General features: G+C 28.9%; 16 protein-coding genes. 10 read left to right on the forward strand and 6 right to left on the reverse strand.

The genetic code is table 11. The annotated features are described in order from the left end of the window. The first annotated feature begins 572 nt into the window (after positions 1 to 572). The 9 genes from A7L45_RS06115 (at position 573) to A7L45_RS06155 (ending at position 9,084) form a co-directional block, all read left to right on the forward strand. The gene (locus tag A7L45_RS06115) at positions 573 to 863 is read left to right on the forward strand and encodes a hypothetical protein (protein WP_071611950.1); all 291 of its coding nucleotides are present in this window, start codon (positions 573 to 575) and stop codon (positions 861 to 863) included. 9 nt (positions 864 to 872) lie between these two features. Continuing rightward, positions 873 to 1,214 (forward strand): hypothetical protein, encoded by a 342-nt coding sequence (locus A7L45_RS23450; RefSeq protein ID WP_071611951.1) that lies wholly within the window; start codon positions 873 to 875, stop codon positions 1,212 to 1,214. Between the two features lie 270 nt (positions 1,215 to 1,484). After that, positions 1,485 to 1,670: a hypothetical protein gene (locus A7L45_RS06125; RefSeq protein ID WP_071611952.1), complete on the forward strand. Its 186-nt coding sequence runs from the start codon at positions 1,485 to 1,487 to the stop codon at positions 1,668 to 1,670. A 297-nt stretch (positions 1,671 to 1,967) separates the two neighbouring features. Then, a complete protein-coding gene (locus A7L45_RS06130) occupies positions 1,968 to 4,142 on the forward strand; it encodes a glycosyltransferase family 4 protein (RefSeq protein ID WP_071611953.1) in 2,175 nt (724 codons plus the stop codon). 667 nt (positions 4,143 to 4,809) lie between these two features. After that, the gene (locus A7L45_RS06135) at positions 4,810 to 5,988 is read left to right on the forward strand and encodes a hypothetical protein (RefSeq protein ID WP_071611954.1); all 1,179 of its coding nucleotides are present in this window, start codon (positions 4,810 to 4,812) and stop codon (positions 5,986 to 5,988) included. A gap of 89 nt (positions 5,989 to 6,077) precedes the next feature. Beyond that, positions 6,078 to 6,548: a hypothetical protein gene (locus A7L45_RS06140; protein WP_170288095.1), complete on the forward strand. Its 471-nt coding sequence runs from the start codon at positions 6,078 to 6,080 to the stop codon at positions 6,546 to 6,548. A gap of 723 nt (positions 6,549 to 7,271) precedes the next feature. Further along, positions 7,272 to 7,520 carry a hypothetical protein gene (locus tag A7L45_RS06145; protein WP_071611956.1) on the forward strand — a complete coding sequence of 83 codons (249 nt, stop codon included), beginning with the start codon at positions 7,272 to 7,274 and terminating at the stop codon, positions 7,518 to 7,520. Between the two features lie 336 nt (positions 7,521 to 7,856). Then, a complete protein-coding gene (locus tag A7L45_RS06150) occupies positions 7,857 to 8,198 on the forward strand; it encodes a PadR family transcriptional regulator (RefSeq protein WP_071611957.1) in 342 nt (113 codons plus the stop codon). A gap of 88 nt (positions 8,199 to 8,286) precedes the next feature. After that, complete coding sequence (locus A7L45_RS06155; protein WP_224617008.1) at positions 8,287 to 9,084, forward strand: permease prefix domain 1-containing protein; 798 nt, start codon at positions 8,287 to 8,289, stop codon at positions 9,082 to 9,084. A gap of 118 nt (positions 9,085 to 9,202) precedes the next feature. On the opposite strand, the gene A7L45_RS06160 is transcribed toward A7L45_RS06155, so the two are convergent. The 6 genes from A7L45_RS06160 to A7L45_RS06185 all read right to left on the reverse strand — a co-directional run bounded on the left by A7L45_RS06160 (position 9,203) and on the right by A7L45_RS06185 (position 15,102). Beyond that, on the reverse strand, positions 9,203 to 11,068 hold the full coding sequence (locus A7L45_RS06160; protein WP_071611959.1) for an FtsX-like permease family protein: 1,866 nt from the start codon (positions 11,066 to 11,068) through the stop codon (positions 9,203 to 9,205). Beyond that, a complete protein-coding gene (locus tag A7L45_RS06165; RefSeq protein WP_071611960.1) occupies positions 11,068 to 11,814 on the reverse strand; it encodes an ABC transporter ATP-binding protein in 747 nt (248 codons plus the stop codon). The genes A7L45_RS06160 and A7L45_RS06165 overlap by 1 nt, the downstream gene beginning before the upstream one ends. A 17-nt stretch (positions 11,815 to 11,831) precedes the next feature. Further along, positions 11,832 to 12,680 carry an undecaprenyl-diphosphate phosphatase gene (locus tag A7L45_RS06170; protein WP_071611961.1) on the reverse strand — a complete coding sequence of 283 codons (849 nt, stop codon included), beginning with the start codon at positions 12,678 to 12,680 and terminating at the stop codon, positions 11,832 to 11,834. A 167-nt stretch (positions 12,681 to 12,847) separates the two neighbouring features. Further along, positions 12,848 to 13,828, reverse strand: a complete 981-nt coding sequence (locus A7L45_RS06175) for a sensor histidine kinase (protein ID WP_071611962.1) — start codon at positions 13,826 to 13,828, stop codon at positions 12,848 to 12,850. Position 13,829: 1 nt separating this feature from the next. Then, entirely contained in the window at positions 13,830 to 14,531 is a 702-nt protein-coding gene (locus A7L45_RS06180) for a response regulator transcription factor (protein ID WP_071611963.1), read from the reverse strand. 67 nt (positions 14,532 to 14,598) lie between these two features. After that, positions 14,599 to 15,102, reverse strand: coding sequence for an RrF2 family transcriptional regulator (locus A7L45_RS06185; RefSeq protein ID WP_071611964.1), 504 nt, complete (start codon positions 15,100 to 15,102; stop codon positions 14,599 to 14,601). A 237-nt stretch (positions 15,103 to 15,339) separates the two neighbouring features. On the opposite strand from A7L45_RS06185, the gene A7L45_RS06190 reads away from it, so the two are divergent. Further along, positions 15,340 to 15,714: a pyridoxamine 5'-phosphate oxidase family protein gene (locus A7L45_RS06190; RefSeq protein ID WP_071611965.1), complete on the forward strand. Its 375-nt coding sequence runs from the start codon at positions 15,340 to 15,342 to the stop codon at positions 15,712 to 15,714. The last annotated feature ends 42 nt before the right edge of the window (positions 15,715 to 15,756 follow it).

Raw genomic sequence — 15,756 nt, forward strand, 5'->3', positions numbered from 1 at the left:
TCTTTTTATGTTTTTTTACCACTTCAAGGCACGTTGAGACGGTTGTGTTGATAGTGAAGGAATAGTCTGGTATCAAAGGCTTAGATGGTTTTAACAAATAAATAGACTGTGTTTCCATGTTCCCTCAGACTGTTGATATACAAAAGGCAAAAGTCTTTTTTATATAAGTCAAAGGGGATAATTTCAGAATGTCACGACTTTCTATGTATATTGATAAGTATCTGCGAGAATTTATTTTTAGCGGAGGTGTAGATAGTTATTCAGATATAGAAGAACAAGCGATCCCACTTTAAATATTAATTTCTTCCTTGAATAGATATTTTGTATGAGCTTGATAAGTAAACTTGAAAAAACAATGGAAAAGTAAGAGCTGACCACTCTTATTTATTTACCTTACAAAGGAACATACGTTCTAGACAATGTTTTTGGAGGTGATATTATGGTTGAATATGTTTTGAAAAGTTCACTACAAGATCATTGGATTGTAACTATAATGTACAGCAATTACATCAGATTTTAATGCTCATCCAGTTGCTAAAATAACATTATATGCTGTAAAAGTATCGTCAAGTGTGAGCAACACGACACCTTTACAAAATACAGTAGTTAATGTCGCAGTAAATGGCCCTGCAAAATGTTCTGTTAAGATAGTGTGCCATTATAAATCTATAAGTACTACATATAAGGCAATCATTGCCTCAAATGGTAAAGCAGTAATACCTGTTAAGATAAGTAGTGCTACTAAGGAATTTGCGGTAATTATTAATGTAACAGTAACTTATAAAGGAAATGTGTATACTACAAAAACATCATTTAACCCAGATAGGAATAAACCCAGAATTATAATAAAAAATAGGTGCTAGGGGATTAAAATGAAAAATATGAAAAAGTGTCTAAGTTTTCTTTTGATATTAATGTTTACGTTCAGCTTAATTGGTTGCTCGAGTGCATCTCAAAATATCACATCAACAGTTTCGACGCAACAAGTAGGAACTAAGAAGACTATAACTAAAGAGGTGCCTAAAGAGAATAAAAATACAATCTCAATTGGAAATGATAATAAAACTGTAAATGGTACTTTAAAGGTTCATTATATAAATGGTGGTCAAGGTGATTCAATCTTAATACAGCAAGGTTCTAAAAGTATGCTTATAGATACTGGACTTATGGAACTAGTTTTATGGAGCAGAAATGCTCTTTTTTTATGGATTTAACCATAGGTGAAATTATGGCGTGTAGATGGATGTCTTGCCATTAATTTAAAATTAAAGATTAGTCGATATAATGGATAAATGGTTTAGACGTTTATTATTTTATATACAATTTAAAGGAAATTAAATTTATTTGTAGAATAATGGTATAGAAGTAAATGTTATGAAAACATACATATGTCTATATTGAATAGATGAAAAATAATAATTGATTTATGAGTTTTAGGAATTCCAGAGTTATACTAAATTGATATTGAAAGGGAGAAGAAAAATATGATTGGTACGGTTTGGAATAATGGTACATACGATTCTAGTGGAGTAGGATATGGTATAAAGATTCAACAAACGGATAGGGATAAATACTTCAATAAGGATTGGATGAGAAATATGATTAAATCAATCAATTTTATTCATGAGAATATGGTGACATCATGGCTAGCAAAAATGTGTATTGTTTAAGTGGAGTAAAGTAGTAAATAATGAAGAGGAGAATGGTGAACTACAAACATATTTTAAGGATTTTAACAATAGGACAATAGGACAAAGAGGTTGACTATAGGTATAGAAGTGAATTGGCTGAGGAGAGAGAGATTATTAAAAAAGCTTAGAGCAGTGATATTCTGAGTTTTGAAGATTTTAATCAAGGAAACTAGTTAATGTATACAAGGCAGAGCTATTAGACAAAGATTATAATATTAGTGTGGGCTTAAGATTTAATATTAATAAAAGTAAATTTGATGGTAAGGAGATTGACATATGGAGCAAGTTTATATGCCTTTAAAGGAATATTACGAAAAATATTTGAAAGAAGCTAAAGATAATAATTTTATTTGGGTATTGAGTTTATTATCGAGGGAAGCAGATACAACAAAAGTTTATCAAGATATTGAAGAAAAATGGGCATCAATTAATGATTTAACAAATGATCGTATTTTATTTGTTTTTTCAGCAAGAGATATGGAACTATCAACGGTATTACCAACTAAAGAATGTAGTTGGAAGGGATATATAAATCCGTTTATGAAGATATTTAGAAATAATAAAATAGACGGACAAGAATATAAATATGATCCTAAGTGGGTTTGCAAAGCTCCAAAAAGTAATCTTGCGGATTTACATTCGCGATCGATATCAGATATGGTTAGATATCTTGGAATCAGTGAAAATGATATTCCTTGCTTAATTTTTACTAATTTGTTAACAAATAAAAAATTTATAGTTAGAATTTCAGACACGTTTGATGTATATGAATTTATAAAGGAGTTTGTTATTTGTCAAGAAAAAATATCGTCAAAATATGATGATATTAATAGTAAGCGTAGTTATCGAGAATTTATTAATGGGTATTATAAATATTTAGGGTTAGTTGATGAGTTGGAGAAGATCTCAAATGGGAGTGGAGAGTGCATACGAGGGGCTATTCAACATGTTTTGGATGGTGGGTCTTATAAAGATATTAAAAACAGTGTTGAGAGTGAGTGTTTACGAGAAAAATTAAAGAAATATCAACAATGGAAGAGGCAATTTTACGATAAGTATATTACTAATGAAGATTATATACAGTACAATAAAGAGTTAATAACTATACTTGAAAATATGGACAAGATACTTATACAAAAGGGTGCAACGGAATTATTTTCAAAAGGTCAGATTGAGAAAAAAGGAGCACAAATCGATAGAGAAAAATCATATAAAGGAGAAGTGGAAATGAATAAATACTATATATTTATTGCTGATGGATGGGGGCCAAAATATGGAGGGATTAATACAGTAAATTATAACTTTTGTCGAGCCTTGGCAATATCAGTATTAAGTCAAGGAGAACCACATGTCATATGTATGACATGTCAAGTTAATCGTGATGAGATAGCAAAAGCAGAGGTATTAGGTATAAAGTTAATCAGCATGACTGAGCCGGATTTAGAAAATGCTAAAGTTTTATGTGATGAATTGATAAGACAAGGAATAGTTGAAGGAGAAGATATTGTATGGATTGGTCATGATGTTAAAACTGGTGAAATAGCTTTACAATGCAAAAAAATAAGAGATGGTAAGTTTGTGTTATTCCACCATATGAATTATGAGGAATACTATGCGCTTAAAGCCCCCTATAATAGTGAGGAATATAATATCAAGATAAAAGAACAAGTGGAACTGTGTAATAAAGCAGATAAGGTTATTGCGGTAGGACCCAAATTATATAAATCAGCAATTAGTAAAACAGAAGAAGGTAAGGTTCATATGATAATACCAGGTCTTGAAGATATTAATGAGGGAAGGCATGCTGAAAATAAACATAAAGCAATTACTTTTGGGAGAGTTGAAAAGGGAAATGACATTATAAAACAAATCACATTAGCAGTCTGTGCTTATGCAAAAGTTTATAAGGAACGTAGAACAGAGCTTTTTGACACTCTAGGGCATATTCAAGTAATTGGTTACGATGAAAAACCAACAGAAGAACAAATTAATGAACTTCGAGAATTAGGTAACAAGTATGGAGAGAGTGCATTTACTGTTACTGGCATGAAATATCAGGAAAACCGAGAAGAACTATTCAATCTTTTACGAAATAGTGGTTTTTGTATGATGTTATCATTGACAGAAGGATTTGGACTAGTCGGTTTAGAGGCTATTTCTGCGGGACTTCCCTTAATATGTACTAAAAAAAGTGGCTTATATGATTTTTTAGATTCAAAAGAAATGAACATGAGTGGAAATATAATTGGTGTAGATATATTCGGGAGTATGGGGAATGGAGAGAGTGTGAATTTTAAACAAGATGATTTAGATAATGTCATAAAGGCTATTATTGATCTCCTTTCTCATTACGACAAGCATTTAGCTAAGGTAAAGGCGTTAAAGGAAGAATGGCAAAAGAAATTTACATGGGAAAGAGCTGTTAAAGAGTTCGTATTGCTATTAAGGTAGGAAATGATCCTTATTTTAAGTAGCGCTAATATTTTGCAAGCACATGTAAGTTTAAAAATAGTACTGATTATTATAAACAAGAGATATTCGTCTATACGAGAGATTTTCTATTTTGTTTTGTATGGATTGTTTAAATGTATAATTATCCTTATCGGATAAGCTTTATCAACAAGAAATCTTCACTACATTCGAATTTCTTGAAGTCCCTCAGAGGTGCTGACGGAAGCTGGGAATGCAATGAACAACTTATGTTTGCTAAGTTGGGTAGAAAATTGTGATTTGTTCATGGATAACATGTTTTGACATATTTAGGGCGGTGACAGTCACAAGTGTGAACTAAGTAAGCTTGCTAAATATTAATAGATATAAGGAGATGCATATTTTAGATTTACAAAGTGATAAGGAAATAATATATAAAATCATAAATATTCAAGGAGAATAGTATGAAGAAATATGATGATGTACAAAAATCAGAAATGGATAAAATAAAAGTATACAAAAAATATGCTTGTAGAAGTATCAACAAAAAAACATTATAAAATTAAATGATGAGGCAAGTCATTAAACTAAATTGAAATTAAAAAAAATTAATGATACTAAAGATGAGTAATCACAGGCGCTAAAGAGTTTCCGTGAAAGCTCTAATATATATGAGGAGGTAAAAGAATTGAAATCCAATATAAATAATTTTATGCAAGGTTATTCTGATGATTTAACTTTTCTCGAAGAAGTCAGAGAGGCATATCTTACACATCCATTAATGAATGGGAAATCCGTTAAATTCTTATTTGATCGACATTGTTGCAGAATACTTTCGGTAACTATTGTAGGAAATGTTGAATCATTAATATTAGAATGGGAATGTAAAGTGAATTTAGACAATTTAATCGTAAAGTTAAAAGCTGGTAGTGTTACAGATGTAAATTCAAAAATCAATCAACTAATAAAATATTTTTCTGATAATAATGTTACAACGAATAGAGATGTTATATATAATTTTTTTGCATTGAAGAATTTAAGAAATGCAATCATACACAGTGATTTAGATCAAAAGAAAATCGATATTATTAGTGCGAGCTTTATCCCAATGGATACTGATTCATTTGATGAAGACCTATGGAACCAAATGTTGGAAATAAATAATAAAATGATTGGATATATTAATGAGTTAGGTTTAATCAAATTAGGAGTTGATAAAAAGTTTATAAATGAGGTTAATAAAAATAGGAATCCTTGCAGATTATTTGATTTTGTGAATTCAGTAGACCTAACGAAAATTTGTGATTCTGACATGAAAATTATTTTAACAAAACTTAACAACAATTATGAAACAAACAAGCAAAAAAACTTCTTTAGTAAAGATCAATTTACTACAATATATTGGAATAATATTGAAAGCATATGTTCTGAAATTAATGAAATAGATATAACAGATGAAAATATAAAGTTACAATTAGTTGAGTCTTCATTATTCAGCTGGGATCAATACATTAATTGTAATAAAAACAATAAATATAAGCATTTAACAATAAATGATTTGCTAGAATGTAAAGGAATTATGAAGAAAATGATGGAAGATAATTTTGATTATATGCAAAGCGATATCGTAAGGAAAAACTTGGCTATTGCAAGAATAATAGATAATATTATAATTAACAAATCACCATTAGATATGTTTATTAATTTAATTCCAATTGCAAAATATAATAACAAGGTATGTGTAAAAAATGAAGCAATCAAGTTATTAGAAGCTTGGGCGGTAAAGCAATATTTATATGCAACGTTGAGAAATAGGGACTTTGATGAAAGTAGTTTGGAAGGTTATAGAAGTGTAATTAATTGTTAATTGAGTATGGATTAAGTACTTATTTAGGTAATGATTAGAATAAATATAAAAAATAAGTAAATAAGGATTGTAGTGCATATTTGATATGTATGGGAGGGATAAATCTGATTGATAAAAATATTAGTTGTGTGATTGGTGAACATTATGTATTATGTGAATTACTTAGAAATGAATTTCAAGCTTATATTGCTAATGGTTCTACACAAGAAGGCTGGGATATTATTGTAATTTTAAAGTCAAAGGTGTTAAAATTACAGGTAAAGACAGCTCAATGGATCGATAAAGGTACAACTGCAATAAATGGTAAATTTTCTGAAGATAACTATGATTTTTTAGTGATTGTCTTAATTAATTTCTGTAGTGAAAAATATACTACTTTTATAATTTCTAAAAATGAATTAGAGATGAAAAATGAAAAGTATTCTAGAGGATTAATAAATATGAAAAATAACAAGGTATTATATACAAATAAAACAATTACGTTGAACAACTTGAAGGATAATAGCACAAAAAAACTATTTTGTAATTTGTTTCAAAATAAGTGGGGGAAATTTAAATAAGTTAATAATAGTATCAATTGGTTAGCAGATACTTAATGATCACAAAAGCTATTATATATGATTACATATAATTAGAATTAGCTTTTTATAAAGCATCTATTTTCAACACTTTAGAAAACCTAATTCTATATCATTAGTTACTGTTTTAAATAGAGTAATGTCATTCAAAACCGTTGGCTTATTGGAGTAATTAAATTTATAAAAGAGCTTTGGTAGAAGCTAAGAATTATAGGGTTGTTATTCTATACAGCAACGTAAATATTGTAGATACCAATGGTTTATAATGATACAATGATAACATTTTGATAACAAACTGTATGTTTTTAGATGATACTTAATGATGTTAGATATAAAGAAAGCTATCTAGAACCATTGAGTATGCAAGACTATATTGCATTCAAGGGTACTAGCTATCATTAGATGAAAAGTAAATAGCCTAACTCGAAAACAGGCGAACGGGTTATACCGTTCCGGGAGTTCAAATCTCCCTCTCTCCGCCAAATCAAAGAACTCGCTGGAAGGCGAGTTCTTATTACGTTAATTTTATGGGGAGTTGAACTCGTGAGGGCGCAGAACGGGTGGCGACGTAATTGGTACGTAGTAGCAATCAAGTCCCCCTTTCTCTGCCAAGGATTTTAACGGGTTCACAAACCTTTTTCATATTCTATATATAAAAATACATTCAGATAGTACGTATGATTTTTTGAGAGGAAAAGAGAAGTCATGCGTACTTTTTTTACCATTTTTATGGTTTTCCTTATCAATAATATTGAGAGGTGGAACTCTAGTGATTTAACAAAAGAATATTTTCAATCAAAAAACAGATTAAAAGACGAAAAGGATATATATATTGCAGACATAGAAAAGGTATATGATATGAGCATAAAAATACCAAATGCTAAATTTATTTGTAGTCAATGGAATAAGGAGTATAAACGACGACATATTGACCATGAAGGCATTTTAATATAGTTGAGTAATTGAAATAGTAATGTATTTACTATTTTAAGAAATAAATATGTTACTATCCTTTATTTATCTAAATATTCATTTAGAATTTTTATTCCTTCACCTGTTATAAAATACATTTTTGCACTTCCAACACATTTTTCTTTCTTATAAATTATTAAACCTCCACTCAGTTCTGAAATTATATCTCTTACAAATTTCTTCTTTCTGTTTTTAAAAACAAGGTATAGTTCATCTAGATTTGAATCTTGTTGAGATTTGCAGCTAAGTACATTGCATAGTTATATACATTGCATTATTAAGTACTATATGTTAATATGTGGATAAGGGGTGAAAATATTGGAAATAGATAAGGAAATGCTGAAAGGGTATATTGATACAATATTAATGAGTGTACTTAATGACTGCACTATGTATGGATATGAATTAGCAAAAAAGGTAAGGGCGATTAGTGGGGAAACCTTTGAATTAAAGGAAGGCACACTATATTTGTCATTAAAAAGACTAGAAAAGAACGGGTATGTTAAATCATATTGGAGTGATAGTGAAAGTGGCGGCGGTAGACGGAAATATTACAATATCACTGATGATGGAATAGAATATGTTAAAAGAAAAAGAATAGAATGGATTTTTATGAGAGAATTGATAAATAAGTTTCTTGGGGGTGTAAAAAATGAATAGTCAATCAAACATGAGCAAAGAAGGTATAGATTGCATAGAAAAGTATGTATCTAATCTTGCAATTGGTATTTAAGCAAGTTCAGATGAAATTAAAGATTTTAAAAATGAGATGAAAGCAAATCTATTGAGTAGTGTAGATGATTTATTAAGTCAAGGATATGAGGAAATTAATGCTGTTGAACTTGCTATAAAACGATTTGGAGAAGTAGATAGTATAAAAACAGAAATTAAAGAGGTATACAAAACAAAATACTTATATGCCAAAAAACTTTTAAACATAACGATAATTGTAGGTGTATTAGGAATTTTATTATCTTTTGGAGGGGGAATTTGGAAAAATTATTCCGTAGACAGACCAATTAATGATATATACTCAATTATAGAAAAAAACATGGGGAATGGTTCTAATCCTATCACAGATAATATGAAAAATAATCTTAAAGATAAGGTAGATAAATCTTTCGCTATTGACTATGTAACACTTCAAATTTTTGATAAAAACGATAAATATATTAATACAGATACAAATCTAAAGTATGATTATAATTATGCACCAAGAATGACTATTGATGAATTTGGTAATGGTCGTCCAAAAACATTATTAAGATTTGTTGCATATGCACAAAATTCTAAACAAATTGAAATTAAAGGTTCCAATAAGGGCATAATTGTAATTACTGAGACAAGAGATATTGGTTTTATGATTTTTCAGATTGTACCTATACTACTTTTGATTTACTGGGTTCTATTTGCTATTTGGGCAAGTATAAATTCTGTTAATAATAAGAGAAGTATTATTTGGATATTTGTATTTATACTGCTCAATGTTGTTGGGTATTTGATATATTATCTTGATGGACATAGTCTTATTAATAAAATTGATTAAGGAAACTATAATCATACGTACTATTTTATAGAATGTTAAGTAAAAATAAAATATAACAGCTCATTGCAAAACATTGTTTACATGAAGCTGTTAATATTAAATATTTATTTAAGAGTGTTTATAATAAACTTTTTCTAATCTCAAATAAATAGTTTTTTCTTATAATAAGAAAATATATAATTTGAACAATCAACATAATTCCTATGACCTGTAATGCGGGTACAGTTATCTCAATTCCAAAAGCACATTTTAATGAACTAATAGCAAAGAAAAAATGTACAACAGCAATTATATATGGGAGTAAAAATAATACCCCTATTTCAATATTTAATACCTTTTTTATTTCTTTATATGTTAATCCTATTTTATTCAATTGTTTATATTTCTTCTTATCCTCTATAAGATCCATGTAACACTTGTTATATAAGAAACTTGCTGTTGTTACAAAAAATATAAGTCCTATAAATATTGCACTAAACAAAAGTACCCCATAGGCTATTTTATTCTTTTCTAATATATAAGCCTTTAGAAAATTATTATAATATTTATCACCTTTATCATTTCCAAAATTATTATAAAAATTATTACCTATGCTTAATGTATCCTTATAATTATTTACATTAAATGCTCCGAAGTAACACCTAGGCCCCTTCATTTTTTCATATACATCATCTTTAACCACATATGAGCTATCATATAATGCTGGAATTACGCAACTATCACTCCCCCTAGCAATTTGTAATTTTGTTTCATCTAGAATAATATTTTTTCTTTTATTTTTATCTAAATACGAGACTAACATGGCCTCATTTTCTTTTAAATCAATAGTGTTTAGAGATAATGCTCTTGCTAATTTGTTATAAGTATCTTCTTTAATTATAGTCACTTCATCTTTAACACCATTAGGTATAATAAACTTCATTTCGCCATTAACTGTAGTATAAGATATTTCTTCCTTTTTCAATGAATTTTCTATAAAATCAATTTTGTAATCAACTTTAGTTTTATTATTATAGGTATCAACACAGAAAAATGATTGTGGGAAACTTTTATTTATCTGGGTCTCTTTATCTCTCCAATAAGCATATACTGACCCTATTGATGAAAGAGCAACTGTTGAAGTTATTGTAATTAAGAAAAACATTCTTGTATTATCCTTTATTCTATATAACAAATTTGAAACCCATAATACTGTAGTTTTCTTCATATAAAAATCTCTGTTTCTCTTAAGTACCTTAAGTACAAATACACTTAATTGAGAAAATAATAAATAGGTTGCTATAACAACCATTATTGTTACAGGTATTATTCTATAGGGTAGTGTCTTTTCAGTTGATGTAATTGATAGATAATATCCGATAGTAAGCAATACTATACATATAATAGAAAAAATAGCTGATGATTTTGGTTCTAGTTTTGGTTTTTTAGTTCCTTTAAGTAATTTTAGAACCATATCTTCTTTTATAACCAATGAACAAAATATTGAAATTACTATCCCTATTAATATAAATGCAATTAAAGTAATAATCATAGCTTTTACTGGAATATAAAATCCTAGTGCATTAAGGCCTAATAACTTTCCGCTAGCTGCTAAAAGTATTTTTGAAAATACTATTCCTACTATAATCCCTACTACTCCCGATACTGAACTAATTATTATATTTTCAATATTTATCATTTTCTGTATTTGTTTTTTTGATGAACCTATTATATAAAGTATTCCAAATTCTTTATATCTACTTTTGAGAAAAACACTTACTGAATAAAATACAAAGAAACATAAAAACAAATATGCAATTACAGTAGTAACATAAAGTGTATTTGTTATACTATTAGGTAATTTAAGCACCACGAAGTCAGGATGGAAAATAATCATAGTAAAAGAAAATAATAGTGTTGCAGATATGCTGCTGCTTAAAAAATAAGCGAAATACCCTTTTATATTTCTATACACATTTTTAGTGGCAAACTCTCTAAAATTCATTAGTTCTCTCCTCCCATTAACGCAAGCACATCAATAATTTCCTGGTAAAATTGTTTTCTGCTATCTCCCTTATAAATTTCATTATATATAGTTCCATCTTTTATAAAGAGAATTTTATTACAATAACTTGCTGAAAATGCATCGTGAGTAACCATCATCATAGTTACTTTTTCATCTTTATTTATTTTTTCAAATAATTCCATTACATTTTTAGCAGCTCTTGAATCCAAATTACCTGTTGGCTCATCAGCCAGCAGCAACGTAGGGTTATGTATTAAAGCTCTTGCAATAGCTGTCCTTTGGGCTTCTCCTCCTGATATTTCAAAAGTTCTCTTATTAATTAGTTTTTCTATTCTAAGTATCTTTAATATTCTATTAAGTTCATCATCCTGTTTTTTAACTGGCACTCCATCTAATGTAAGTGGAAGTACTATATTTTCACCAACAGTTAAAGTATCTAACAGGTTGAAATCTTGAAATACAAATCCTAATTCTCTCCTTCTAAATAAGGCAAGATCATCACCTTTAAGCTTTAAAGGATCTATATCATTTATTCTAATTTCTCCAGATGTAGGCTTATCTACTGTTGAAATCATATTTAACAGGGTTGTCTTACCACTTCCGGATGGCCCCATTACCCCTACAAATTCACCTTCGTCAATTGTGAAACTTATATTATCCACTGCACTGAATGTTACTTTTTGACCATATATCTTGCTTAAATTCTTTACTTTCATAATTTCCATATTGCCTATTCCTCCTATTATGTTAAAGTGATAATATTAGTTAATACTAGTACACCAAGTAAAATACCTACTACTATTCTATATATTGCAAATACTTTCATTGGCTTCTTTTTTAAGTATTCAACAAATTTCCTCATAACTATTAAAGCTACTATAAATGCCACAACAAATCCAACTATTAATGCAATCCATAATGATAACGTCATTGTAGAATAATCATATTCAAATAAGTCCTTGCCTGTTGCTCCTATCATAGCTGGAATCGCTATAAAAAAGGAAAACTCTGCTGCTATTGGGGTTGATAATCCAGCAATCCATCCACCCATAATTGTAGACGCACTTCTTGACATTCCTGGCCACACACAAAGAAGTTGCAATAATCCAACTTTGAATGATTGCATAGTGGTTATGTTATCTAAATTATCTACCTTATGGTTTCTAGCGCCGAATTTTTTTTCAACTATTAGTAACAATAGTCCACCAACTATAAATCCAACTATAACAGCTTCTGGAGTAAATAATGTTTTTATCTTTTTATATAATACTACACCTACAATTCCCATTGGAATAGATGCTGTAATAACATTTACACCAAATTTGAATCCTTTCTTTCCTTCTTTTCCTCTAGTGAATATAAACTTAAAAAATTCTATTACGCTTTCTTTAACCTTATGCCAATACAAAACAACAACGGCCATTATTGCTCCAAGTTGAATTACAACTTCAAACATTTTTGCAAATTCGCCTTGAAAGCTAATTGCCCATCCAATTAATATCATGTGTCCTGTAGAAGATACGGGTATAAATTCAGTTATCCCTTCTACTATTGCGATTATGATTGATTTTAATATAAATATTATATTGATGATTTATCACTCCTTACAGACTAATTATTACTATATATAGCTTATAATAATAAGGTATAAATTACTATCTGCAAAGCTTACAGGAATGTGACATGGATGTAAGCTTTGCGATTTAAAATAAAAATAGCAAATAAATAGTTAAACTATCCATTCGCTATAAATTAAGCTTATATTTTAAATCTTATTGTAACCATTGTTCCTTTATCAGCAGTAGATGTTATCTCTATTTTATGACCTAAATTTACACAGACCTCTTTAGAAATATATAAACCCATGCCTGTAGATTCTCCATATTTGCGCCCATTCTCTCCAGTAAAGAATAGGTCGAATACCCTTTTAATATCTTTCCTTGGGATTCCAATTCCCTCATCAATAACGCTTAGTAAGATTTCTTTTTCTTTTTCGCAGGCTTTTATAATTAATTCCTTTCCCGTGCCTTTTGAGTACTTTACACCATTAATAATAAGTTGATCTAACACAAACTTTATCCACTTTACATCACTATATACTTCTATAGCATCATCTATTTCTACTCTAGGAGTTATTTTGTTTTTTATGAAAAGCTTCTTTTCTTCATTTATTGTACCTATAACTAACTTCTTTAAAAAAATTCGTTCTACTATAAAATCATTTTGAAAAGAATCTATTCTTGCAAAATGCATTGCCATATCTAGACCTTTATTTAATTTATTAACCTCTTCTTCTATACTTCGTGCCTTTTCTTCTCCTGCATATTCTTGAAGTTGTAGCTGTATTACAGAAAGAGGTGTCTTCATTTGATGTACCCACTGATTGATAAAAGTTAAATGTTCATTATGAACTTTGTTACATTTTTGTATTTCTGCTTCATACAAATTATGTTGCTCCTTTAACAGCTCAGAAATATTTTCACTAAGAGCCGAACTACCAAGTTCTAGGAAAGCATCATTTAAACAAATCAATCCATTTTTTAGCAATTTGTATAGCTGTCTATTTTTATAATATCTAAAAGCCAGAAAGCACACAAGAATAAATGTATTAAAAATCAATATATATATAATTTCACCAAATCCAATGAAATCCATGATATTACAATATATAATTGTAATGGTTAAACTTAATAAATATATAATAATATAACCTCTATTATACTTCAAAAATAAATTCATATTATTCCAACCTATCAGGCTTGTTTAATCTATAGCCTGTTCCTCTTATAGTATCTATGCCCATATCTATTCCTAGCCCCTGCAACCTTTTTCTTATCCGACTAATATTAACACTTAAGGTGTTTTCCTCAACAAACTCAATATCATCCCATATTTTTTCTAAAAGAAAATCTCTACTAACTACCTTGGGATACTTTTCCATAAGACATTCTAGCAGTATGCCTTCCCTTTTAGTAATAACTAATTTTTTATCATAAAACTGTATTTCTGACCTTTCTGGGTAGAACTTAAGACTATCAACTTCTACTATTCGTTCTTCAGCAGTATGTGCATAATCCCCAAAAGCTCTTCTTATATGACTTTTAATCTTTGCAATAACAACATCAAAATAAAATGGTTTAGTTATATAATCATCTGCGCCACTCTCTAAAGCCATAACCTGGTCCATTCCGCTATCTCTTGCAGATATGAATATTATAGGAATCTTTGATTGTTGTCTTATTTTCCTACACCAATAAAATCCATCAAATTTAGGTAAATTAACATCTAACAATACTAAGTCTGGACCGAACTTATTGAAGCCTAACATTATTTCTTCAAAGTTTTCAACTATTGTCACTTCAAATCCATACTTAGCTATGTATTCTTGTAATAAATTGCTTATTGATAAATCATCTTCTATAATATATATTTTGTATGTCATATATTTTAGCCCCGCTATCACAAATAATTAAGTAATCTCTCTTTTTAATATTTTAATTATCTTAAATTTATCGCGATTTAATATTATTGAACCATTCAGTGGTTGCTTTTAGATGATCTTCAGGAACCTTATTATTAACTTGTTCGTGTAACCATCCTAAAGTCTTATTATTCAAATAATGTGCCATTTGTTCTTCTGCTTCTAACATTACAACCTTTATTAAACAAGGACATTTTGTATATGTGTCAGGTAAATTATTTTTATCTAATAGTAGCTCATTTTGTCTAATTTCCGCACATTGAAATAATGGAGTCGTCCCTTCTACTGCTTCAACTATATTCCAAAAGGTTATGTCCTCTGGAAGACGTGCTAACTCATATCCCCCATTAACACCTGGAATTGAATTAACAATTCCTGCTTTCCTTAATTTTGTATATACTTTTGATAAATAGGTTTCTGAAACTCCTTGAAATGCGGCTAAATCCTTAATCCCAACAGTTTTCCCTGATGGAAGATCTACCATATATAATAAACAATGTAATGCATATTCTATTCCTATTGAAAATTGCAATATAATCAACCTCCTAAATAACAAGATAATCTTTCCACATAATACTTCATTACTTTATATTAGTCAATATAGCTGATTTGATCATAGATAATATTTATCCTTAATATATTTATTATATATTGACTTTTTAAAACAGCCAATATATAATAAATACAGACAATACTTATCCACGATACATAGTATCTATGATTATTGTGTATATTGTTTAATAAAAATTATATGAGGAGGAAGTATATAATGCTTACAGAAAAGTTTTTTGATGTGCTAAAAAAGGAAGGTGTAGTTTCAATAGTATCATGGGGGATAGATGAACCACATGTTGTTAACACTTGGAACTCATATTTGGTTGTAACATCTGATGAAAGAATTTTAATTCCTGCATATGCAATGCGTAGAACAGAAAAGAATGTAAATCAAAATAATAAAGTGAAAATCGCTCTAGGTAGTAAAGAAGTTTTGGGTTATAAAGATTACCCAGGAACAGGGTTCGTGATTGAAGGTACTGCAAAATATCTTGAGTTAGGTTCAGAATTTGATATGATGAAAGAAAAGTTTTCTTTTTTAACTAGGGTGTTAGAGGTAACAGTTACATCTGCAAAACAAATGATTTAAATCTCCTTCTCTCCGGCAAAGCAAAGAACTCCACAGATATTA

The sequence above is a fragment of the Clostridium estertheticum subsp. estertheticum genome, assembly GCF_001877035.1.
In the GTDB taxonomy this organism is placed as follows: Bacteria; Bacillota; Clostridia; order Clostridiales; family Clostridiaceae; genus Clostridium_AD; species Clostridium_AD estertheticum.

Excerpts from the sequence above, each read along its gene's own strand:
- A7L45_RS23450 (WP_071611951.1), top strand. The coding sequence starts at position 873 with ATGAAAAATATGAAAAAGTGTCTAAGTTTTCTTTTGATATTAATGTTT.
- A7L45_RS06125 (WP_071611952.1), top strand. The coding sequence starts at position 1,485 with ATGATTGGTACGGTTTGGAATAATGGTACATACGATTCTAGTGGAGTA.
- A7L45_RS06130 (WP_071611953.1), top strand. The coding sequence starts at position 1,968 with ATGGAGCAAGTTTATATGCCTTTAAAGGAATATTACGAAAAATATTTG.
- A7L45_RS06140 (WP_170288095.1), top strand. The coding sequence starts at position 6,078 with ATGGGAGGGATAAATCTGATTGATAAAAATATTAGTTGTGTGATTGGT.
- A7L45_RS06145 (WP_071611956.1), top strand. The coding sequence starts at position 7,272 with ATGCGTACTTTTTTTACCATTTTTATGGTTTTCCTTATCAATAATATT.
- A7L45_RS06160 (WP_071611959.1), bottom strand. The coding sequence starts at position 11,068 with ATGAATTTTAGAGAGTTTGCCACTAAAAATGTGTATAGAAATATAAAA.
- A7L45_RS06165 (WP_071611960.1), bottom strand. The coding sequence starts at position 11,814 with ATGGAAATTATGAAAGTAAAGAATTTAAGCAAGATATATGGTCAAAAA.
- A7L45_RS06175 (WP_071611962.1), bottom strand. The coding sequence starts at position 13,828 with ATGAATTTATTTTTGAAGTATAATAGAGGTTATATTATTATATATTTA.
- A7L45_RS06180 (WP_071611963.1), bottom strand. The coding sequence starts at position 14,531 with ATGACATACAAAATATATATTATAGAAGATGATTTATCAATAAGCAAT.
- A7L45_RS06190 (WP_071611965.1), top strand. The coding sequence starts at position 15,340 with ATGCTTACAGAAAAGTTTTTTGATGTGCTAAAAAAGGAAGGTGTAGTT.